This is a genomic window from Fructobacillus sp. EFB-N1, from assembly GCF_001038455.1.
Taxonomy (GTDB): domain Bacteria; phylum Bacillota; class Bacilli; order Lactobacillales; family Lactobacillaceae; genus Fructobacillus; species Fructobacillus cardui.
The window spans coordinates 51113-72007 of sequence record NZ_LDUY01000005.1; the positions used below are offsets into that span (position 1 = coordinate 51113).

The window sequence follows — 20895 nt, forward strand, 5'->3', positions numbered from 1 at the left end:
CAATAAAAAAAGACTGGATAACCAGCCTTTCCATTTTTAAATCTTACAACTTGTCGCCGAAGATGTCGCCCAAAGTAGCGGCACCTTCATCGTCTTGTTGGAAGGCTGCCATGTCAGCACGTGAAGCGCCACGGTTGTCATCGCGGTCTTCACGTTGGTTGGCTGGCTTTTCTTCCAAAGCCTTCATTGACAATGAGATACGTTCTTCGGCTGGCTTAACATCCAACACTTGAACCTTTACCTTGTCACCAGACTTCAAAACGTCGGCTGGGTTTTCAACACGCTTGTGTGAAATTTGTGAAACGTGAACCAATCCTTCAATACCAGGGAAGATTTCAACGAATGCACCAAAGTCCTTTACGCGCTTAACTGTTCCTTCCAGAACAGTACCAGCTGGGGCCTTTTCTGCAACTTCATCCCAAGGACCTGGCTGGGTTGCCTTGATTGAAAGTGAGATACGTCCACGATCAGTGTCCAAGGCCAAAATCTTAACGTTAACCTTTTCACCCTTTGACAAAACATCTGATGGGTTCTTAACACGGTCATGTGAGATTTCAGAAACGTGAACCAATCCGTCCACGCCGCCCAAGTCAACGAAAGCACCGAAGTCAGTCAAACGAGCAACAGTTCCTTCAACAACTTCGCCAACAGTCAAACGGCTGAATGCTTCAGCCAACTTTTCGGCACGTTCTTGGGCTGCAACAGCCTTACGTGACAAAATCAAACGGGCCTTGGCTGGGTCGATTTCGATTACTTCTGCCTTGATGTCTTGTCCCTTGAATTGGTTCAAGTCTGAAACAAAGCGTTCTGCAACCATTGATGCAGGTACGAAACCACGGATACCAGCAACATCAACAATCAAACCACCACGAACAGCGTTGATAACCTTCGCATCAACAACATCACCTTCGTTAAATGACAATGATTCCCAAGCCTTACGGGCTTCCAATCGCTTCTTTGACAACAAGTAGGCAACGCCTTCCTTGTCACTCGTTACGTTCGAAACAACAACAGTTTCGATGGTGTCACCGACCTTCAAATCGTCGGCCAAATTGACGCTACGATCGTCAGAGTACTCACGCGCTGGCACAACTCCTTCTTCTCCGGTGTGAAGACCGATAACTGCTTGGTTATCGTTGTCGATTGCTAGCACTTCGCCAGTTACGACGTCCCCTACCTTAATTTGGTCAGCACTTTCCAGAGCTGCTAATAATTCGCTGTTAGTATCACTCATGACGTCAAACGTCCTCCTACAATTTACACTTATAAGGGTATTTTATCAGAGAGTAGCTGATTTTCCTAGTCTAATTTTAAAAAAATTAGGACTAGACCAACTACTTCGTCTAAATGTTTCGTAAAAACACGAACCGTTTTCCCTATTGCTTTCTATTTTAACAGATTTTTCTAAAATAAAAAGACCACCTTACTGGTGATCTTTGATAATTTGCTTGATTGTGGCCACGACCTGGTCAATACTTTGGCCAGTAGTGTCGACCGTTAGCGCATCTTCGGCCTTTGTCAGCGGTGAAATGGAACGATGGGAATCCTTATAATCCCGCTCCTCAATTTCCTTTTTCAGGGTTTCAAAATCAGGGTTCATCCCTTTGGCCTGATTTTCCTTGAAACGACGCTCAGCGCGTTCATCGACTGAAGCCACCAAGAAAATTTTCACTTGAGCATCTGGCAAAACGGTTGTGCCAATATCACGGCCATCCATGATTACTGGTTGCTGATCAGTCAAAGCGCGCTGACGGTCAACTAAATTAGCTCGAACCGCCTGATAGGAAGAAACCAAAGAAACGTTGTTCGTAATTTCAGTTGAACGAATTTCTTCCGTTACTTCTTGCCCATTCAACAAAACATGTTGCAGTGGTTCGCCCGGTAAAAAAGCAATTTCAATTTTTGGTAGCAAGGCAACAATCCCCGCCTCATCTTCGTATGCAAGTCCCGCCTGTTTGGCCGCCAAGGTAATGGCGCGATACATCGCACCAGTGTCAACGTAAACATACTTTAAATCGGTCGCTAAAATTTTAGCAATCGTTGATTTTCCAGCTGATGCTGGTCCATCAATTGCAACTTGAAAATGAGCAGGTTGAGTCATAGGGATTAAAATTTCCTCTTACTTAATTCTCAAAGCTTGTCCAGCAAACTTTGAATAGTTTTGAGCAGTAACACCAGGATTCAAAGCATAAATCTGGTCAGTGGTTGTACCATGAGTTACCGCAAAGTTATAGAGCGTTTGGTTAGCACCCAAGGTCGCTGTATTGGCAGCCGCCGCAGAAGCTGCTGCTTGGTCATCACTTGACTGGGCTGCCTGGCTTTGACTTGACTGCGCAGCAGACTCCGATTGACTAGCTGATGTAGCTGATTGACTAGTTGAAGACTGAGCAGCGCTGGTTGCATCAGACGATTGTGAACTAGCAGAAGACGTTGCCGACTGGCTAGTTTTTTTGGAACTATTAGAACTAGATGTTGTCTTCACCATTTTTGGTGAATTTTTCACCAATCCATAAACAGGCGCCGACGCTAATAAGACTAACGACAGCAAAACCAAAAGCACGACGAGTCCGCCGTGGCTTTTTGGCCGTGGTTCTTTTTTAGGATGCTCCTGATTTTCATGCTGGCGATCAAAACGTTGCCGGCGCGATAATGTTGGTGCTGTTTGGTCGTTCATTTTCAAGACCTCCTATGAGTTCGTTCTTAAGTCAAGTCTAACACGGAAGGTTGCTTAAAAATGATAACCTTTTCTTAAGAACGAAAGCTTTTCTTAAAGGGTGCCAAGATTGCAACAACCATCACAGAAACGATAAACCAAATCAAACCTTCCAAAAGATTGAATGGGACAACCATCCCCCACAAGTAAACTTTGATGCCAATAAACTTAGCAATATCGAAGTTTGCAAAGCGGGCATAGAGTGGAATGGCCCAAACAATGTTGACAAGGTACGCCATCACGGTCATGGCAACAGCGGCAACAATCGCACTAACAGACTGCCATAACCACTTTGGCCAGCGAACTTCAACTTTGACCATGACTGCCAAAACCAACAAGAATGTCAAAGCAATCACAAAGTTAACCGGCATTCCAATATAGGTATTGGCGCCTTCGTTAAACAAAATCAGTTTCAACAGCGTCCGAATAACTAGCACCCAAACGGCTGAACCTAACCCTAACCAGGAAAAGGCTAGGAAAGCGGGCACAATTGAAAAATCAATTTTCAAAAATGATGCGCCAGGAATGATCGCAATTTGTGGAAAAATCATCAATGCAAAGGAAATTGCACTGAAAACGGCGACCAGGGTGAGTTTCTTAGTAGTGTTTCTTGTCATTTTCTACTCCTTTGGGCCTAAAAAAGGCCCTACTTCACCCGGGGTAAAATAAAGGCCAGCAAAAAATAGACTGTACTTTAAACTTCTTTATACCCGACTGTACGGTCGGCTCTGGATTAAAACCAGATCAGCTGCCTTTCGACAGGTCGCGGGCTTGTCAGCTATTGCTGCTTCACCGCCGGTTGGGACTTTCACCCGACCCCGAAGTTTTATTTATATTTGAAACAAGAGTAGTATAGCACAACGCAGAAAACTTGCCAAGAAAAAAAGACATTTTTACCGTCATAAAAAGCCCTTAACATGGGCTAAGGGCTTGATATTATCAATACAAATCGGTGTCTGTCGAAAACTTCAAAAAACGAATTTTATTTTCAGGGGTTACGCCATAACTAATTTTTCAGCAAATTTTTCTTACTTGCGGCGCAAGAACCGGTAATCACCAGCCTTCAAGCGCTTGACTTCATCATGTTTTAAGTCACGGAATTCGCCTGGCTGTAAACCAATCAAGTCCAAGAAAGCGTAGCGGTCACGGCGCAACTTTTCAACCGGCAGACCAACGGCGGCCAACATATCCTTGACTTGGTGGTTACGACCTTCGTGAATTGTAATCGTGACGAAGGAAACCTTCTTATCCTTATCAGCCTTTTCAATGGCAACCTTGGCAGGAGCCGTCTTCTTGCCTTTCAGGACAATTCCTCGCTTTAACGGTGCCAATTGTTCCATGGTTGCCAATCCCTTGACCTTGGCCGTGTAGACCTTATCAACCCGACCCTTAGGATGCATCAACTGGTTGGCCAAATCACCATCATTGGTAAGCAAGAGCGCACCGGTCGTATCGTAATCCAACCGACCAACCGGATAAACCCGGGCAGTCACATCATCTAAAATATCTAAGACCGTTTGCCGGCCCTTATCGTCATGGCTAGTAGTCACAACGCCACGGGGCTTATTTAGCAAGTAATAAACATGCTTCTCCTGTCCATCAATTGGCACACCATCGACCTTCACTTCATCTTGGCGGGTCACTTTCGTACCCAATTGGCTCACGATTTGACCATTAACCTCCACTCGGCCTTCTAAAATCATGGTTTCGGCGGCCCGTCGGGAAGCAATTCCCGCCTGAGCAATCACCTTTTGTAGTCGTTGACTTTCTTCAGGCATTTTCGCCCTCCTTTTTTGCTGCAACCACCTGTTCATCAGTTGGTGTATCCATTGTCGTATCGTGTTCTTCTTGCGTGGCTGTTGTGCCTTCTGCCTTCAGCGACAATCGGCCCTCATCAGTTGGGCTTTCAAGAATAGTATCCCCCTGATCATCAATTTGGTCAAAGAGCGCCACCTCAGCCTGCCCTTCTTCATCAAGGGTGACCTCATTAATATCTGGTAATTCCGGCAAATCAGCTAGTGATTCCAAACCGAAGTAGTCCAGAAAATCAGCGGTCGTGCCGTACAAAATCGGCCGACCAATTTCTTCTTTCCGGCCAACCGATTCGATTAACTGGTGCAACAGCAGCTTTTGAATTGTTCCAGCCGAACGAACACCACGAATCTGATCAATTTCAACACGGGTAATTGGCTGCTGGTAGGCAACAATCACCAAGGTTTCAAGTTGCGCCTGGGTCAACTTGGTATTAACTGGTAAGTCGAAATAGGCAGAAACTAATTTACCAAATTCAGGACGAGTAACCATGACATAGCGCCCATCAGAGGTCCGCAGCATCAATGGTGAATCGATTTGGATCAGATGGGTTGCCAGTTCATCAAGCAAAGTGGGTAACGCTCCCTTATCAAAGCCTGTTACCTTCGCTAATTCCGGGACTGATAAACCATCCTCACCAGCAACAAACAATAACGCTTCAATTTGACTAATTTTCTGATCCATGATCCACCGCTTTAATTAAAATTTCATCTGTCAAGGCTGCCTGCCACAGCGTCACTTCGCCAGCCTTAGTGATTTCAAGTAACCCCAAAAAGGTCATTACTAACCGGTCAGGTGCAAAAACATCATCAAAAAGGGCCGTAAAAGGCAAAGATTTTTCTTTCGGCAGGGCTTGTAATTTCTGACGAATGGAAACAATGCCATCCCCAATCGTATACGAATCCGATTCAACTTGGCGCACCTTTGGGGCCAAGTCTCGTTGCCGAGCAATCACGCTATCAAAAGCCAACTGCAAATCAACCATTGTCAGACCGGGCGCAAGTGTTACCGGCTGATCAATTTTTGCCTTTTCATCTTCAATCGCCGGACGAACAAAGGAATGCATGCCGGCCTCTTGCCGTTCATCAAAGAAGCTGGTTGCCTGTTGAAAACGTTGGTAAACCAACAACCGGGCAATCAGCTCCTCTTTTGGATCAAGTTCTTCAAAGTTATCTTCAAAATCATCCTCAATCGGTGGTTTGGGTAACAAATCCGTCGATTTGAGATGAATTAACTTGGCAGCCATCACTAAGTACTCCGCCGCCACGTCCAATTGCATCGCCTGTTGGTCATGAATGAAACTCAAATATTGTTTCGTCACTTCAGCAATCGGCAATTGAAAAATATCCATCTCGTGCTTTCGAATCAGATGCAAAAGCAAATCGAGCGGGCCCTCGAAGTCAGTAATCTTAATTGTGAGACTTGGGTTTTGAATAATGCTTTCTCCACTTATCAATATAAGTTTGGGTGCTTAAGGTGCCCATCACCGTATAATCAGGATTCAGTTCCTGCAAATCCGTCAGCATTTGCGCATGAGTGGCCTTCTTCGGGGCACCCGGTGTCAAAATCAGGTGACGAACAACTAGGACATTGTCCTTATAACGCTCAAAACCAAGCAAACCGTTGATTGAATCTTGTTGATCGGGTTGCCAAAAGAAGAGTTCCATCTCGGGTTGCTGGTATAAATTTAAGACCAACTTCATATGGTCTAAGTTCTTATATTCTGGCAAAAGAGAAAAGAGGCCCATGACCGTCTTTTCATCGTCTGGTCTTGTCGAAATTAACATGGCTGACTCCTTTACAAAATACTCAGGCACGCGGATGAAATTGGTCATATACCTGGCTCAACCGCTTTTTTGAAATATGCGTATAGATTTGCGTGGTTGAAATATCGGCGTGACCCAATAACTCCTGGACAATCCGCAGGTCTGCCCCATTTTCCAGAATGTGGGTGGCAAAAGAGTGGCGAAGCGTATGCGGCGAGACATCTTTTTTAATGCCAGCCTGAGCCACTAATTTTTTGATCAATTGCCAAACACCTTGTCGGGATAACGACCGGCCGTGATCATTAACAAAGAGCGTCACTGTCCTCTGCCCTTTCACCAAGGCTGGACGAGCGCTTTGTAAATACCGGTTAATCCAGTCAACCGCCACTTCGCCAATCGGCACAATTCGTTCCTTGTCACCTTTTCCCAGGGTTTGAATCAGCCCTAAGTCCAAATGTAGGTCATCAAGCTTGAGATTAATCAATTCCGAAACACGCAAGCCCGTGGCATACAGCACTTCAAGTAACGCCCGTGTTCTCAGACCCAAAGGGGTAGAGACATCAGGTGTTTCTAACAACAAATCAACCTCTTCCACCGACAAAACGGCCGGCAAGTGTTCCGCCTTCTTAGGGGGCTTAATATTCAGCATCGGGTCGTGTTCAATCAAGCCCTCATTTTTCAAGTAAGAAAAGCATTTGCGCAATGAGGTAACCATTCGTGCCACCGAGGTGTTCGCTCTCTTTTCTAAGCGCAACTGATTTAAAAACGCCAGGACAACTTGGTGATCAACCTGGCGCCAAGTCGTCTGATTTTTCTTTAAAAAAGCACAGAAGTTGGTTAAATCCTGACGATAAGCGGTAATCGTGTTTTTTGAGAGCCCACGGTCGACCTGAACGTAATTCAAATAATCTTCCATCACGTCCGGTAACATTGACTAATCCTTTTGGCCGGACTCAGTCAACTGAATGCCGCCGTCGACTTGGGTAATCAACCGTTCCTTGTACAAGCGCCCCAAAGCCCTCTTAAACTGTGATTTTGAAAAGCCGAACTGGGCCTTAATGGCTTCCGGATCGGACTTATCGTTAAATGGTAGGAAGTGATCGGCCTTACGTTGCAGCTGAATCAACAAGAATGAAGCATCGTCATCCATCAGCTTATAGGCCAGTGGTTTCAGCGATAGGTTGACGATTCCCCGATCGTTAACACCCAAGACACGGGCCTTCACCACCTCCCCTAAGCGTGGTTCTTGTTCACGCTGTGAAGGATGAATGAAGCCAAGTTGGTAATCAGCAGTCAAAACCAGGGTTCCAACCAGCTTATTGCGGTAAACCGTGGCTTCCACCTGGTCACCCTTTTTAATGCCAGCACCCAACTTGGCTTGACGAGAAACCGCTTGAATAATGTCCTGTTGAGCTAATTTACCCCACAAACGGCCCTTATTATCTTCCTTGATAGCCAGCAAAAGACGGTCCCCCGTCTTTGGCCAAAGGTCCTTGATGGTTGGCAAATCATCTAATGAAACGACCAAATCCTTATTGGGCAAGCCGATGTTCACGAACACCCCTAAATCATGACGGGCATTCACAACCGTGCCCCATGCATACTGGTCCTTTTGAACAGTAGGAATTGTCTTAGTAATCTGGAATCGGTGGCCCTCATTTTGATAGGCAAAACCGGTTACAAAACCGCCAACCTTCAAAGGCTTCTCCAATTCACTCTTATCAATTTCATAGGTCATCCCATCGACTTGAGCAAAAAAGTATTGACTGTTTTCATCGGTCACTGATGCCTTAATGACTTGTCCTAGCGTTGTATCCATTCTTTATCCTTTTCATGCAAGTAACCAAACAAATCGGCTACCAGTAGTAAATTTATGTATGCAACCCGCTTGACCATTAATGATAATCCACGGAGTTGCTTTGCTCTTGGCATTATCGATTGATTACACGAACCAATCTTACTCTGCCAAAGCGGCCTTTACCTGGTCAGCGACAAACTTGCCGTCTGCACGACCCTTAGTTTGACCTGAAACCATGCCCATGACCTTCCCCATATCGGCTGGTCCTGTTGCACCAGTCTTTTGGATGGCTTTTTGAACGATTTGCTTGATTTCATCTTCTGACAATTGCGCTGGCAAATACTTGGCCAAAACATCCAATTCGCCTTGGGTAGCTTCCGCTAAGTCATCACGATTACCAGCCTGAAATTCAGCAATGGAATCTTTGCGTTGCTTTACTTCGCGGGCCAAGACGGCCAATTCTTCTTCTTGCGTCAAGTCGTGACCCAAGTTAATCTGTTCGTTCATGACCGCTGACTTGATTTGGCGAACAACGGCAAGGGTTTGCTTGTCCTTGGCCTTCATCGCCTCTTTCATATCCGCTTGAACCTGTTCTAATAAGCTCATCAATCTTCTCCTTAGTGTGAGATTACTACTCATCTAATAGTCTACCACGAGACCAAATAAAAAACGCCACCAAAGCGACGTTTTTTTGGCCGAATTAACGGTTCTTCTTCTTCTTGTTGCGCTTACGTGCAGCTTCAGACTTCAACTTACGTTCAACTGAAGGCTTAACATAGAATTCGCGCTTGCGGTATTCTTGGAGAGTACCGTCCTTTGAAACACCACGCTTGAAGCGGCGCAATGCGTCATCCAAAGATTCGTTCTTGCGTACAATAACCTTTGCCATGTCGATTCCCCTCCTTCCTCGCATTTTACTTCGTATTTTCAACGATATGCACTAAAGACCTATATATCATCTCAATTCTAAGCAAGAAAGTCAACAACTTTTTATTAAAAATCAGAATTGCCCGCTGTGGCAAAAAGCATACTCTCGGCCACCGCATCGCTTTAGCGCCACTTAGCTGATTTTGCTGACGCCCTTCTTTCGCGACCACCACATTAACAGGGCCGTTAAAAGCAGTAAAAGAAGCATCAATTCGCCATAAAGGCGGATACCACTATCTAGAGCTGACTTTGGTCCAAGAACATTCAAAAAGGCGACAACTGCTGGCGCCAAAGCAGTTCCAGCGTTACAGCCGACCAACAAAATCGAATTCGCCAAACCCGCCATCCTTTGCGGAATCCGGTTGGCAATAGTATCAAATAAGTAAGTGCCAGCCATGGGATATGATAACCCGACCACAATGACGGACAAAGTCAGCGTCGTTAAACCACGCGCAAAATAGAAGAAGACCGCACCCACACCCATGAAGAAAAGACTGAATAAAAAAATATAGCGATGCAAAAAGTGAAAAAAGGTACCGAAAAGAAAACCCATCACCATCGAAGTCAGTGTATAAACCGTAATAATCACTGAAGACGTCATGCTCCCACCAAGATGGTGCGCCAAAACCAGATACGGTGTGTAGACATTAACGATTGACATGCCAACCGTTAACAAACCGCAATAGACAGCGGAACCAATTATCGGTAATAGGTATTTGGGATGTTCATGCTGGGTGACCCGGTCTGAATCAGCGTGAGCTAATTTTTGCCGTGGCTGATATTCAGGCACAACTTGAATAAAGCCCCACCAAACAATGAATAGTAAGGCATAAGCTAAGAAGGAAACCTGCCAAGAAACGGCTAACAAAGCACCAACGCTCAAGTTGACTAAAGTGAGGCCAATTGGTTCGAAGGCGGACCGGTTACCCAACATCTGAGCCTGATTGTCACCCTCGTAAACGAAATCAATCAAGGTGATTGCCAATGAATTGACCAAGCCGATACCAACTCCGAAAAGCAGTCGAGTCGCAAAAATCAGCCAAAAGTTTGTCAACACACTTGGCAAAACACCCGTCACAGCCATTAATAGAATCCCTGTACTGATGACCTTTTTAATACCAAAACGATTGGCTAGCTGACCCGAAAACAACAACACGATTAACGCCGGTATTTGCGGAATAGTCGTTAATAAATTGATCATCGTTGCCAGGTAATCAGAAAAAGCTTTTTGTAAGGCTGGCAAAGCGGGTGCAATTCCCTTACCAGTCGCAATACTTAGTGATACCGCTAAAATCCAAAATCGATGATTCAAAGTTTTTGGATTCCAGCGACTTTGCGTGTTTGGCATTGGATTTCCTCCTTCTCTTTTATTTTCTTAATTTCATTGTACCGTCTTTCGTGAAAAGTGGCACAGAGTTCATTAGCGTTAAAAAGAAACTGATGTTGTTTCTGATTAGCCTGACTTTTTTAATACAAAAACCGTGAGAGTCCTGCTTGTAATGGTGAATTTAACCGCAAAAAAGGAAAGACCCGTTTGTTAAAAAAAGCAATTAGTGGCCCATTGCAGACCAAGGAAAAGAGTGTTCCGGTCCGGACACCAACAACCATGTGTAAATGAACTGTTGTCGCCGCAATCAAGATCACGGGTGGCACAAAAGCCACCAACTGGGCCCAGGCAAAATGATTGTTAAAAAAACGACTCGTTAACAGCGTTGTTAATGAATCCGTTGGGTACATCCACAAATTAGCCCGTTGATAAAAGGACGTGCCCAAGCAAACAATGGTGATGCCGATAATTGCCAAGAAAACCCGCAGCCATAATGCTACTGGTACCGTGAAATTTTTTGATAGTGCTGTAACAAAAAAATGAATTAACTGGCTAAAAAGTGAAACAAACAACAATTCACCGCGCCGGCAGTTGAAATAATGGACAACGCATTACCGAAAGCGACCAAAACCAGGCCGAGCAAAAAGAACAATAGTCGCGTTCGAATATGATTATTTTCCAAAAGAATCTCCTCTTTTATCCTTACAGTTGCATTTGCAACTGTATCTGTTAAAATAAAGCACAGCTTAACTGTGCAAAATTTTGTTAAGTATTTTGTTCAAATCTGTTAACTCCGTTGCTGACAAGGTTGCAAGACGTCCTTTAATGTACTGACACTCCAGTCTCGCCAAGACCTCGTAGCGGTCGCGCGCCTTTTGTGTCGGGTAGAGTTGCTTATAATTTTTATTTTGAGAATCCGTTACCTTATCGATATAGCCTCGGTCATCCAATTTTTTTAAGGATCGGCTCAGCGTTGTCTTATCGACTTGGATTAATTCTGCCAAATCAGACTGGGTCAGGCCCTCGTGTTCCACAATCCGAATCAAATGCAAAAACAGATTATTTTCTAATTGGTACTGACTGGCGGCCTGGTTCATCTCTTTTGTCGCCCGCCGTGAAACCGACCCCATTTGACGAAACACTTCTAATTCAATCACAGACAAGCTCCCTTTTACGTGCAACAGTTGCATATGCAACATTATTATACAGGAAAAAAGAAAGAAGACGAGAACAATGTGGCAAAAAAAGACTATGGACAACCTGACTGCCGATGAATTCTACTAAACGCTCAAACTTCGCATCGACACGTTTGTCGTCGAGCAAAATCGCATTTACCATGAACTAGACGAAAACGATCCAAAAGCCATCCATGTTTTTTACCAAGAAAGCGAAAAGCATCCCGCTCTCGCCTATGCCCGCGTTTTTGAAAATGGTGACCACATCACCTTTGGCCGCGTCGTAACCACTCCAGCGGCCCGTGGTACCGGCCTGGGCAACCAGTTAATGACCCAAATTTTAGCTGTGTGCCAGGAAAATTGGCCCGGTCAAGCCATCGAAATCAAATCACAAGAACAGGTCGTTGGTTTTTATGAAAATTTGGCTTTACGGCTATCGGCCAACCCTTTATCTTTGAGGGGACGCCCCACGTCACCATGCGCCGTGAAGCAAAATAAAAAGATTTTCCCTGGCGCTGATTTTTAAGTGACCAAATCCCTTCAACCGTTTCAAAGGCTTAAAAAAAGCGTCCTGATTTTTACCAAATCAAGGCGCTTTTGCTTTATTTAAATACTTTATGGTTCCGGTTCGTAGAAGCGACCACCCGTATGCTCAACCTTTGACTCAGAGTAAAAGGCATTTGGATCAACTTCCTTAATGGCGTGCCGCAGTTCCGGCAACTCGTGTTGGGTTACCACTGTTAGCAAGATTGACCGGTCACGACCGGTATAACCACCGTGAGCAGAATCGATAATCGTGACACCACGACGCATCTTGTTTTGAATTGTGTCCGTCATTTCTTCCGGCTTATTCGTCACAATCATTTCTTGAATCTGTTGCTGGTGAGTATAGAACAAGTCGATAAAATGGGCCGAAACAACCACACCGATGATGGAATAGAGGGCGTATTGCCAACCGTAGGTCAAGCCGGCACCAACCATAATCAAGGCATTAAAGGCCAAGTTGACTGAGCCAACCTTCATTCGGAATTGATGCTTCAATTCCATTCCAATAATATCCAATCCGCCGGTACCAACACCACAACGCAAGGCGGTTCCAACAGCCATTCCGTTGATGCCACCACCAAAGATAGCGTTAATCAAAGGATCCGGCGTCAAGACAGTTTTAGTTGCAAACAGCGGCACAAAGGCTGCCGAGAGCAAAACCGCCATGCCCGTGAAGATGGCAAAGCGCTTCGACAGGGTAAACCATGCCAAAAGCAAAAGTGGCATATTCACCAAAGCAATCGCCCAAGCAACATTAATCTTTCCACCGGTTAACGTGTCAACCAATTGGGCTAACCCGGTAAAACCAGACGAATAGACATGCCCAGGCAGCCAAAAGTAATTCAACGCCAGTGATAACATAATGGCATAAAAGAGCGCTCCAACAACTTGATGGAGATAGTAGTGATCGAGATTTTTTCCTATTTTCCGTATCATTGTGTTTTGCTAGGTCAACTAAGAACGGTCCGACCAATCCTTAATCCCTAACCCTCTTGACCAACTTAAAAGCCTGGTCCTTAGCCTAACGACGCAAATCCGCCGTTCGATACATATATTTTAACAAGATTAGAAAATATTTGAAGGGTAATTTTATAAAAAACAGATAACTTTAATTAAAAAATCAGTAAAAAACGGTATCAAATCAAGTCTGATACCGCTTTGTTAAGTTTTTACTTATTTTCGGCAGAAGCTGGTACTTCCAAACCGAGTTCAAGCAATTGCGCACCAGCAACCGGTGTTGGTGCTTCTGTCATCGGCTCTGTAGCCTTTGAATTCTTCGGGAAGGCAATCACTTCACGAATGTTGTCCTGGCCAGCCAAGAGCATTGCCAAACGGTCTAATCCAAGGGCAATTCCACCCATTGGTGGGAAACCATATTCCATTCCTTCAAGCAAGAAACCAAAGGCCTCGTTGGCTGATTCCTTCGTAAAGCCAAGCGCCTTCAGCATCTTTTCTTGGATATCTGTCCGGTGAATACGGATTGAGCCAGAGCCCAATTCGTAACCATTCAAGACCAAGTCATAAGACTGGGCGTGGGCCTTGTGTGGGTCTTCGCCTTCATCCAAGTAGTGCAGGTCTTCTTCGTTTGGCATCGTGAATGGGTGGTGGGCTGCAATCCAACGGTCAAAGTCTTCTGAGTATTCAAACAATGGCCAGTCCACAATCCAAGCAAAGCGCCAAGGATTTTCTTGGTCAACCAAGTCCAAATCAGTAGCCGTCTGGCGACGCAAGTAGTCCAATGAAGCAGCAACAACATCAGCGCGACCAGCACCGAAGAGCAAGAGGTCTCCTGATTTGGCACCACTGGCTGCCAAAATGGCTTCACCAACTTCGTCCGCAAAAAACTTAGCAATTGGGCCGTTCAAGCCATCGTCCGTCACTTTCATCCAGGCCAAGCCCTTGGCACCGAAGCGTTCGATGTACTGACCCAACTTGTCAATATCCTTACGAGAATAGTGGTCTGCCCCACCAGGAACGGCAATGGCCTTGACGACCCCACCGTCCTTCACGGCGTTAGCAAAGACGCCAAAATCAGAATACTTGACCGTTTCTGACAAGTCTTGGATTTCATAGGCGATTCGCAAGTCCGGCTTATCAGTACCGAAGCGGTCCATTGATTCTTGCCAAGTCAAACGCGTGATGTCCTCAAGCTTTAAGTCGAAGTCCACAACATCCTTCATGATTTGTTGAACCCAACGGCCCACCAATTCTTGAATTTCGGTAGCTGACATAAAGGAAGTTTCCATATCCAACTGTGTAAATTCAGGTTGACGGTCCCCACGCAAATCCTCATCTCGGAAACAACGAGCAATTTGGAAGTAGCGATCGAAACCGGCGCCCATCAAGAGTTGCTTGAAGAGCTGGGGTGACTGTGGCAAGGCATAGAATGAACCAGGATAAACTCGGGAAGGAACCAGGTAATCGCGGGCTCCTTCGGGCGTTGACTTGGACAAGTATGGCGTTTCAATATTGATAAAGTCGTTTTGGTCCATAAAATGCGTGGCAGAAGCCATAATTTTTGATCGAACACGCAAGTTTTTTTGCATTTCTGGACGGCGCAAGTCCAAGTAGCGGTACTGGAGCTTCAATTCTTCCCCAGCGTTCACACCATCTTCGATATCAAAGACCGGCGTCTTGGCTTCTGCAAGAATCTCGGCCTTGGTTACCTTAACTTCAATACCACCAGACTTAATCTTCTTGTTTTCCTGGCCATCTGCACGGGCAACCACTTCACCCTCAATAGCCAAAACATATTCGTTACGGGCACCCTGAGCCACATTAAGGGCTTCTTGGTTTGCAGCAGAAAAAGTTAATTGAACAATTCCCTCGCGGTCGCGCAAGTCAATAAAGACCAAATCCCCAAAGTTACGACGCTTTTGTACCCAACCAGCCAACATCACCGTTTGACCGATATATTGCTCATCAACTAAACCAGCATAAGTCGTTCGTTTCATTTCTTATTCCTCCTCTGCTTCCAGTACCTTCACAATCCCTGCCAAGTCGTCTTGAACCTTGGCCAAGTCCAAATCAGCTTGGTGGCCGGTTGCCATATCCTTGATCTGAACCTGATTTGTCTTGACTTCCTTTTCACCCAAGGTAATCACAAAGCGAGCATCACGACGGTTAGCCGTCTTGAACTGTGCTTTCACTGACCGACCTGTAAAGTCCAAATCAGCAGAATAACCCAAATCACGCAACGCCGTTGCCAATTCAAGCGTCTTGGCTTGCGTATCCTCACCAATGTGCACAAGGTAGAAATCAAGCCCAGCCGGCTTCATCTCCGCTTGTCCCTGAGCCTGCAAAAGTGAAATCAATCGTTCCACACCCAAACCAAAACCAATTCCTGGTGTTTCTGGTCCGCCAAATTCCTCAACTAAACCAGAGTAGCGACCACCACCAGCAATGGTTGCAGCCCCCTTCAAGTTTGGATCCGTCGTCATCACCTCAAAAATCGTATCGTTATAATAATCCAAGCCACGAACCATGGTCTGATCGATTTCATAATCAATGCCCAAGTCGTCCAAGTAACCCTTAACCGCGGCAAAATGAGCTTTTGATTCTTCTGACAAGTAATCAAAAATTGTTGGCGCATCCGCAACAATCTTTTGATCGTTTTCATCCTTAGAATCTAAAATTCGCAAAGGATTCTTTTCCAATCGAGTCTGTGAATCCTTTGATAATTCATCTGCATGTGGTTGCAAGTAAGCAACCAGTGCATCCCGGTAAGCTTGACGTGAACCTTGGTCGCCCAAAGTGTTCAAGGCAACCTTCAAACCCTTTAATCCTAATGAAGCCAAGAATTTAACGACCATCGTAATCACTTCGGCATCCAGGCTTGGTTCCTTTGAGCCAAACGCCTCAACCCCGATTTGGTGGAATTGACGGAAGCGCCCAGCTTGTGGACGTTCATAACGGAACATTGGGCCCATATAAAAGATTTTGTATGGACTTTCGTGCTCTGGTCCGAAGAGCTTATTTTCAACATAAGCACGAACGACACCGGCCGTTCCTTCAGGACGCAAGGCCATGTGGCGATTTCCTTTGTCGTTAAAGTCGTACATTTCCTTGGTCACGACATCGGAAGTGTCACCGGCCGAACGAGCGTAGACGTCAAAGGCTTCAAACATCGGTGTTCTGATTTCCCCGTAACCATAACGGGCAAAAATCTTCCGCGCTTGTTGTTCGATGTGCTGCCATTCGTGCACGTTTTCTTCAAATAAGTCCGCGGTCCCCTTGGGCCGTTGAAAATTAGCTTTTCCCATCTCATCTATTCGACGCCAATGCGTCTCCTCCATTATCATCATTAAAATAGTTAAAAACGATTAGTAATTAAAAACGCCCCTAACAGCCTTGCCAAATCGGCAAAGTTGTTAAGGGCGCTTTCGAGCACGGTACCACCTTAGTTTCGTGTATCAACACGCTTTCATCCATAACGCGGATAAACGGCTGGGTTAACAGCAACCTTCCAGGTGTCTTCTAATGAAACTATTGTCTGACTTGCACCAACCGTCAAATCGCTTTTTGTCCAAGTTTCATCTTCTCCTGCTCATCGGCTAATCTATTTCTAAGTTTAGCAGTTTTTTAATAACTGTCAATACTTGAAACAAGTTGATTTGCCTTATTTTTTATCATCATGTTGACGACGGCGCTTGCCGCTGAAGAGCGTTAGCAAACCAAGTGCAACTAATGGCAATAACGACGTATCAGTGTGATGCTTCTGCAAACGACTAGTCATTGGTAAGACAGGCGTTTGCTTTGGCGCAGGTTGTGGTTGTGGAGTTGGCGCAGGCTCTGCCACCTTGGCAACCGTTGTATCACTGTTCGTCTGAGCGGTCTCTTGAACCTTATCAACGTTCACCTTACCATCTGCCAAAGCCTTCGCCACACCAGCGGCATCCGCTGCACCGTCAATATTAGCCTGACCGGCATTCACAGCCGCATCAATATCGCTATCAGCCTGCTTAATCTGGTCTGGAGTCAAATCAGGCATTGCCGCAATCTTATCCTTGGCCGCTTGACCGTACTTCGTCAATTCAGCATCAGCAGCTTCCTTGGTTGACTTCAACTGAGCATTAGCAGTATCAGTGTCAAACGTATCCGTTCCAGCATTTTGGGCCTTTGTGATGTCCGTTCCGTTCGTCGCATTAGCAATTGCTGCCTTAGCCTTCGCGGCGGCATCATCAATGACATTGTTGGCAGTATTCTTTTCCTTGATAACGGTTGTATCGCTGTTTGTCTGAGCAGTTGTCTGCACAGCATCCACAGCCGCTTTACCATCTGCCAAAGCCTTTGCAATACCATCGGTGTCCTTGGCAGCGTCAATTTGACCTTGAACACCCTTGACAGCCGCATCAATCTCAGCATTTGCTTGATTGATTTGATCATCGCTCAAATCCGGCATACCCGTCTTGTCCGCAATGGCATTCTTTGCATTTTGCGCATACTGGTCCAACTGATTGTTGTCATCTTCCTTGGTGTTTTGCAAAGTAGCAGCATCCTGGATACCGTTGATTTGACTAGTGAAACTCGTTTGATCAGCGTTGACGGCACTCACCGTCGTTTCCTGATCAATTTGAGTTTTCGCAGTAGCCAGGGCATTATCAGCTTGATCCTGGTACGCTGTAATTTCCTTTGGATCCAGTGGTTTCATATTACCAATGGCCGTTTTCACATCTTGGTTAACCTTTGTAATCGCTGCAATGGCGCCTTCCTTGGCGCTTTGCAAAATCGCAGCGTTTTTGTCATTCGTAATTACCTGCAAGACGAGTTGCCTGGTCACTCAAAGGACTCAAACCTTGCACAACGGCTTGCGCATCTGCGACGGCCTTATCAATGACATCATCGGCATCATTCTTAGCATTGTTAACAGTGGTGTCACTGTTGGTCTGAGCAGTAGCCGTGATACTATCAATAATACCCTCGGCCTTTTGCAAAGCCGCTGTGGCAGCCGCTACCTGCTGAGCAGCCGTAATGTTACCTTAACCAGTTTGCAAGGCGTTCGTAATCCCCGCCGTTGCTTGGCTGATTTGGTCATCCTTTAAATCAGGCAAGGCCGCAATTCGGTTCTGCGCTGCTTGAGCATAGTCTGCCAAAACAATTTGGTCCCCATCGCGAGCAATCACTAGGACAACATTTTGTTCCCCTGACTGTGCCATAGCTGGTGTGGTCGTGGCAGCGACCTTAGCCTTGGCACTATCACGGTCGGCATTGACCTGGTCAATAGCCTTTTGTTGGTTATCACCCAAGTTCTTCAAGGCGCCGATAATATTGGTTTGTTGCAAGGCAGCATCATCCAAGACGGCATCACTAGCAATTTGAGCTTCCTTGGTTTGACCGGCAGCCTGGGCAGCCGTGATATCGTTCGTGTTGGTTGCGGCAGCAACTGCCTGCTTAGCTGCTGCTTGAGCATTCTGCACGTTGGTAATAGCAGCTGTCTTAGCAGTTGCATCAATGTTGGACAATGCGTTAATCTTGTTTGTTGCAATCAACGCATCATTGTCAAAGGTCGAATTAGCCACCGTTTGACTAACGGTCACTTGACCATTAATTTGCGCTTCGGCTACTTGTTCCGTATTGGCTGAATTATTAATGTTGGTGGTAGCAGTTGCGACTTGTTGATCAATGACTTTGTCAGCAGCCTACTTAGCATCATCTGACAATCGTGACAAGGCAACAATCTTAGCCTTAGCGTCCGTTTCAAACTGACCCAAGGCAGTAATTGATTGGTCTTAGCAGTGCTCATCGCCGTATCACTTTGACCCTTGTAACCATTCTTAACGTTATCAACGTCATTCTCACCGGCCTTCAAAGCTGCCAACACATCATCAATCAAGCTCTTAGTCCCAATGTTGTTTTGACCATTGGCAACGGCACGGTTAATATCTTTAGCCGCTTGGGCCAACTAATCCGTTGACAGTCCGGCATTTGGTTAACCTGCTTTAAAGCGCTTTGACCATAGTCGTCCAGCTCAGCCTGTGACCCATCCTGGGTCATGGTGACATTAGCCGCATTAATCTTAGTTTGTAAGTCAGCCGCACTAGTAGCATTTGACAAATCAGTCTTTACATTATTTCGGTGAGTTTCAATCTGTTTCAGGAAAGCTGTCTGATCATCGGAAGACATGTTGGTCATCCCCTGCACTTGGGTAACTTGAGCATTCGCATCGCTATCGATGACTGCCGCAGCGGCATCCCGTTGGATATTCAACACACCAGAATTTTGGGCAACCACCACAACATCCTTAGACTTAGCCGTTTGAATAGTACTAATGGCTGCTGATTGATCAGCCTTGATCTTGTTAACCGCCGTCGCTTTATCAGCATCAGAAATGTTTGGCAAAGCATTAATCTGCTTAATGGCTGCTTCGGCAGCAGTTCGTGAGCTATCCAATGACTTGTAAACATAGACAACGTCAGGGTGGCACCAGGAGCGACTTGTTGACCATTTACTAAGACATAACTGATTTCATAATTATCGACAGCTGGTTCTGTCGGAATCGTGACATTTTGACCCGTAATACCACTAATTGTGATTGGTGAAGCCGGAGACAAAGTCTGGCCACCATCAGTTTGATAAGTTGGTGTAACGGTTTGACTATTTCCTTCAACATATAACTGAACTGTCGGATTGCTTGTTCCAACAGTTATCGTCGTTGGTTGCGTAGCCGTCGTTGAGATGTGGTATCCAGCTGGAACACCATCTTTCGTATAGTAAGAATTGGTCCAATCGATGATATTGCCATAGTTTGATGAAACCGGAGCAGCGGTTCCTGCATTTTGGGACGGCATAATCTTGCCAGTATTCTTATCAACATACTCATACGAAGTCGTTTCAGGTTGACCGTAAACATAAACTTTGTAAGTAAAGTTTGTTCCTAAAACAGGTACAATAGCAACATTTGCCTGACCTGTATCACTGTCACCATTGTCATTTGGGGTTAATGAGTCACCACCAGATTGAGCGTCCTTCTTGACACCAGAATATACTTGGTTACCCAAAGCCCACATATAATTAGCGGGCATATCTGTTTGAGCCACCTCTTTACTTTTCAAGTTGATAAATTGACCAATGTAAGCACCATCCGGTAAAGTAATTTGCTTTGGACTACCAATATTGTTGCCATTAGAATCAACATATTGCACGTAAATATTTCCAGGAGCAATGGAATTGGTCTGAATTTCACGTGATTGGTTGGAAAGAATTTTGGTCGACGTGGTACTACCATCTGAATTAACGAGGTAAGCATTGGCCGAATTATTGATAATTAATTGAGAAAACTGGCCATTAACATCGCCATTTGGATTTTTCTGAGAAGCATCATAACCGGTCCACGATGACAAACTCGAATTATTAATCGTAAACGCAGGTGAAGCTGAGCCAAAATTATAAATAACACCATAGCCATTGTTAGCTGGTGTTCCATTCGTATTCAACATTACTAAGTGCAACTTTTTTGGTGAAATAAACTGAATGGATGAACTACCACTTAAATAAACAACCACATCAGGATAGTATTGATTAATATCGACCTGGGCTCCGGCGTTAAAAATCATCTTAGTATTGTTGACTAAGTAAATTGAATATGGCTGTGTCGTCTTTGGAATAATTAAATCAAAGTTTTGACCAAAGGTAAAAACAGCGTTTTGAACGCCAGAATTATCAGGCATATAGATAAAACGCTGAAAACCATTTTGCGACCAGGTAACATTATCACCGACTGTCATCTCATTTAAGTGTTGGTAAATGGTTGAGCTGATATTATTAACAGCCATCGATGTGTACTGACCGACACCAATTCGAACCAATGACTCGTCTTGATTATCGTTATCACC

At 45.2% G+C, this 20895-nt stretch carries 24 protein-coding genes, 1 pseudogene and 1 riboswitch; of the genes and pseudogenes, 1 reads left to right on the plus strand and 24 read right to left on the minus strand.

All coding sequences use genetic code 11. The features are described 5' to 3' along the window. Positions 1–43: 43 nt before the first annotated feature. The 15 genes from rpsA to FEFB_RS01735 form a co-directional block, all read right to left on the minus strand. Positions 44–1234, minus strand: coding sequence for a 30S ribosomal protein S1 (gene rpsA / locus FEFB_RS01665; protein WP_047974523.1), 1191 nt, complete (start codon positions 1232–1234; stop codon positions 44–46). A gap of 189 nt (positions 1235–1423) precedes the next feature. Next, positions 1424–2101, minus strand: coding sequence for a (d)CMP kinase (cmk, locus tag FEFB_RS01670; RefSeq protein ID WP_047974524.1), 678 nt, complete (start codon positions 2099–2101; stop codon positions 1424–1426). Positions 2102–2119: 18 nt separating this feature from the next. Next, the gene (locus FEFB_RS01675; protein ID WP_047974525.1) at positions 2120–2674 is read right to left on the minus strand and encodes a LysM domain-containing protein; all 555 of its coding nucleotides are present in this window, start codon (positions 2672–2674) and stop codon (positions 2120–2122) included. Positions 2675–2748: 74 nt separating this feature from the next. Then, positions 2749–3330, minus strand: a complete 582-nt coding sequence (locus FEFB_RS01680) for an ECF transporter S component (RefSeq protein WP_047974526.1) — start codon at positions 3328–3330, stop codon at positions 2749–2751. Between the two features lie 76 nt (positions 3331–3406). Then, a riboswitch (FMN riboswitch) is annotated at positions 3407–3543 on the minus strand. Between the two features lie 198 nt (positions 3544–3741). Continuing rightward, on the minus strand, positions 3742–4491 hold the full coding sequence (locus tag FEFB_RS01685) for a pseudouridine synthase (protein ID WP_047974527.1): 750 nt from the start codon (positions 4489–4491) through the stop codon (positions 3742–3744). Then, on the minus strand, positions 4484–5209 hold the full coding sequence (gene scpB, locus FEFB_RS01690) for an SMC-Scp complex subunit ScpB (protein ID WP_082131880.1): 726 nt from the start codon (positions 5207–5209) through the stop codon (positions 4484–4486). The genes FEFB_RS01685 and scpB overlap by 8 nt, the downstream gene beginning before the upstream one ends. Continuing rightward, a complete protein-coding gene (locus tag FEFB_RS01695) occupies positions 5193–5981 on the minus strand; it encodes a segregation/condensation protein A (RefSeq protein WP_338345443.1) in 789 nt (262 codons plus the stop codon). The genes scpB and FEFB_RS01695 overlap by 17 nt, the downstream gene beginning before the upstream one ends. Then, on the minus strand, positions 5935–6312 hold the full coding sequence (locus FEFB_RS01700; protein ID WP_047974528.1) for a hypothetical protein: 378 nt from the start codon (positions 6310–6312) through the stop codon (positions 5935–5937). The genes FEFB_RS01695 and FEFB_RS01700 overlap by 47 nt, the downstream gene beginning before the upstream one ends. Positions 6313–6334: 22 nt before the next feature. Next, on the minus strand, positions 6335–7222 hold the full coding sequence (gene xerD, locus FEFB_RS01705) for a site-specific tyrosine recombinase XerD (RefSeq protein WP_047974529.1): 888 nt from the start codon (positions 7220–7222) through the stop codon (positions 6335–6337). A gap of 3 nt (positions 7223–7225) precedes the next feature. Continuing rightward, positions 7226–8110 carry a S1 RNA-binding domain-containing protein gene (locus FEFB_RS01710; RefSeq protein WP_047974530.1) on the minus strand — a complete coding sequence of 295 codons (885 nt, stop codon included), beginning with the start codon at positions 8108–8110 and terminating at the stop codon, positions 7226–7228. Positions 8111–8248: 138 nt separating this feature from the next. Next, on the minus strand, positions 8249–8695 hold the full coding sequence (locus FEFB_RS01715) for a GatB/YqeY domain-containing protein (protein WP_047974531.1): 447 nt from the start codon (positions 8693–8695) through the stop codon (positions 8249–8251). A gap of 94 nt (positions 8696–8789) precedes the next feature. Beyond that, entirely contained in the window at positions 8790–8978 is a 189-nt protein-coding gene (gene rpsU, locus FEFB_RS01720) for a 30S ribosomal protein S21 (RefSeq protein ID WP_047974532.1), read from the minus strand. Positions 8979–9149: 171 nt separating this feature from the next. Then, a complete protein-coding gene (locus tag FEFB_RS01725) occupies positions 9150–10364 on the minus strand; it encodes an MFS transporter (RefSeq protein ID WP_047974533.1) in 1215 nt (404 codons plus the stop codon). A 119-nt stretch (positions 10365–10483) separates the two neighbouring features. Further along, positions 10484–10819 carry a hypothetical protein gene (locus tag FEFB_RS01730; protein ID WP_152666212.1) on the minus strand — a complete coding sequence of 112 codons (336 nt, stop codon included), beginning with the start codon at positions 10817–10819 and terminating at the stop codon, positions 10484–10486. 270 nt (positions 10820–11089) lie between these two features. Continuing rightward, positions 11090–11473: a MarR family winged helix-turn-helix transcriptional regulator gene (locus FEFB_RS01735; protein WP_369795891.1), complete on the minus strand. Its 384-nt coding sequence runs from the start codon at positions 11471–11473 to the stop codon at positions 11090–11092. Between the two features lie 103 nt (positions 11474–11576). On the opposite strand from FEFB_RS01735, the pseudogene FEFB_RS01740 reads away from it, so the two are divergent. Then, a pseudogene (locus tag FEFB_RS01740) lies at positions 11577–12016 on the plus strand (GNAT family N-acetyltransferase). 117 nt (positions 12017–12133) lie between these two features. On the opposite strand, the gene FEFB_RS01745 reads toward FEFB_RS01740, so the two are convergent. From FEFB_RS01745 to FEFB_RS08945, 9 genes are all read right to left on the minus strand, one after another. Next, the gene (locus FEFB_RS01745) at positions 12134–13000 is read right to left on the minus strand and encodes a YitT family protein (RefSeq protein ID WP_152666214.1); all 867 of its coding nucleotides are present in this window, start codon (positions 12998–13000) and stop codon (positions 12134–12136) included. Between the two features lie 233 nt (positions 13001–13233). Next, positions 13234–15018, minus strand: coding sequence for an aspartate--tRNA ligase (aspS, locus tag FEFB_RS01750; protein WP_047974536.1), 1785 nt, complete (start codon positions 15016–15018; stop codon positions 13234–13236). A 3-nt stretch (positions 15019–15021) separates the two neighbouring features. Next, positions 15022–16326: a histidine--tRNA ligase gene (hisS, locus tag FEFB_RS01755; RefSeq protein ID WP_047974537.1), complete on the minus strand. Its 1305-nt coding sequence runs from the start codon at positions 16324–16326 to the stop codon at positions 15022–15024. A gap of 356 nt (positions 16327–16682) precedes the next feature. Then, a complete protein-coding gene (locus FEFB_RS01760; protein ID WP_161795080.1) occupies positions 16683–17843 on the minus strand; it encodes a DUF1542 domain-containing protein in 1161 nt (386 codons plus the stop codon). Beyond that, positions 17806–17997 (minus strand): hypothetical protein, encoded by a 192-nt coding sequence (locus FEFB_RS01765; protein WP_047974539.1) that lies wholly within the window; start codon positions 17995–17997, stop codon positions 17806–17808. The genes FEFB_RS01760 and FEFB_RS01765 overlap by 38 nt, the downstream gene beginning before the upstream one ends. A 45-nt stretch (positions 17998–18042) precedes the next feature. Further along, entirely contained in the window at positions 18043–18600 is a 558-nt protein-coding gene (locus tag FEFB_RS01770; RefSeq protein ID WP_047974540.1) for a hypothetical protein, read from the minus strand. A gap of 23 nt (positions 18601–18623) precedes the next feature. After that, a complete protein-coding gene (locus tag FEFB_RS01775; RefSeq protein WP_047974541.1) occupies positions 18624–18896 on the minus strand; it encodes a hypothetical protein in 273 nt (90 codons plus the stop codon). Continuing rightward, complete coding sequence (locus tag FEFB_RS01780; RefSeq protein WP_047974542.1) at positions 18893–19294, minus strand: hypothetical protein; 402 nt, start codon at positions 19292–19294, stop codon at positions 18893–18895. The genes FEFB_RS01775 and FEFB_RS01780 overlap by 4 nt, the downstream gene beginning before the upstream one ends. Further along, positions 19267–20868: a hypothetical protein gene (locus tag FEFB_RS08945; RefSeq protein ID WP_047974543.1), complete on the minus strand. Its 1602-nt coding sequence runs from the start codon at positions 20866–20868 to the stop codon at positions 19267–19269. The genes FEFB_RS01780 and FEFB_RS08945 overlap by 28 nt, the downstream gene beginning before the upstream one ends. Positions 20869–20895 lie beyond the last annotated feature (27 nt).

Excerpts from the sequence above, each read along its gene's own strand:
- FEFB_RS01725 (WP_047974533.1), bottom strand. The coding sequence starts at position 10,364 with ATGCCAAACACGCAAAGTCGCTGGAATCCAAAAACTTTGAATCATCGA.
- FEFB_RS01675 (WP_047974525.1), bottom strand. The coding sequence starts at position 2,674 with ATGAACGACCAAACAGCACCAACATTATCGCGCCGGCAACGTTTTGAT.
- FEFB_RS01745 (WP_152666214.1), bottom strand. The coding sequence starts at position 13,000 with ATGATACGGAAAATAGGAAAAAATCTCGATCACTACTATCTCCATCAA.
- FEFB_RS01715 (WP_047974531.1), bottom strand. The coding sequence starts at position 8,695 with ATGAGCTTATTAGAACAGGTTCAAGCGGATATGAAAGAGGCGATGAAG.
- FEFB_RS01685 (WP_047974527.1), bottom strand. The coding sequence starts at position 4,491 with ATGCCTGAAGAAAGTCAACGACTACAAAAGGTGATTGCTCAGGCGGGA.
- hisS (WP_047974537.1), bottom strand. The coding sequence starts at position 16,326 with ATGGGAAAAGCTAATTTTCAACGGCCCAAGGGGACCGCGGACTTATTT.
- aspS (WP_047974536.1), bottom strand. The coding sequence starts at position 15,018 with ATGAAACGAACGACTTATGCTGGTTTAGTTGATGAGCAATATATCGGT.
- FEFB_RS01710 (WP_047974530.1), bottom strand. The coding sequence starts at position 8,110 with ATGGATACAACGCTAGGACAAGTCATTAAGGCATCAGTGACCGATGAA.
- FEFB_RS01680 (WP_047974526.1), bottom strand. The coding sequence starts at position 3,330 with ATGACAAGAAACACTACTAAGAAACTCACCCTGGTCGCCGTTTTCAGT.
- rpsA (WP_047974523.1), bottom strand. The coding sequence starts at position 1,234 with ATGAGTGATACTAACAGCGAATTATTAGCAGCTCTGGAAAGTGCTGAC.
- cmk (WP_047974524.1), bottom strand. The coding sequence starts at position 2,101 with ATGACTCAACCTGCTCATTTTCAAGTTGCAATTGATGGACCAGCATCA.
- scpB (WP_082131880.1), bottom strand. The coding sequence starts at position 5,209 with ATGGATCAGAAAATTAGTCAAATTGAAGCGTTATTGTTTGTTGCTGGT.
- xerD (WP_047974529.1), bottom strand. The coding sequence starts at position 7,222 with ATGTTACCGGACGTGATGGAAGATTATTTGAATTACGTTCAGGTCGAC.
- FEFB_RS01700 (WP_047974528.1), bottom strand. The coding sequence starts at position 6,312 with ATGTTAATTTCGACAAGACCAGACGATGAAAAGACGGTCATGGGCCTC.
- rpsU (WP_047974532.1), bottom strand. The coding sequence starts at position 8,978 with ATGGCAAAGGTTATTGTACGCAAGAACGAATCTTTGGATGACGCATTG.
- FEFB_RS01735 (WP_369795891.1), bottom strand. The coding sequence starts at position 11,473 with ATGGGGTCGGTTTCACGGCGGGCGACAAAAGAGATGAACCAGGCCGCC.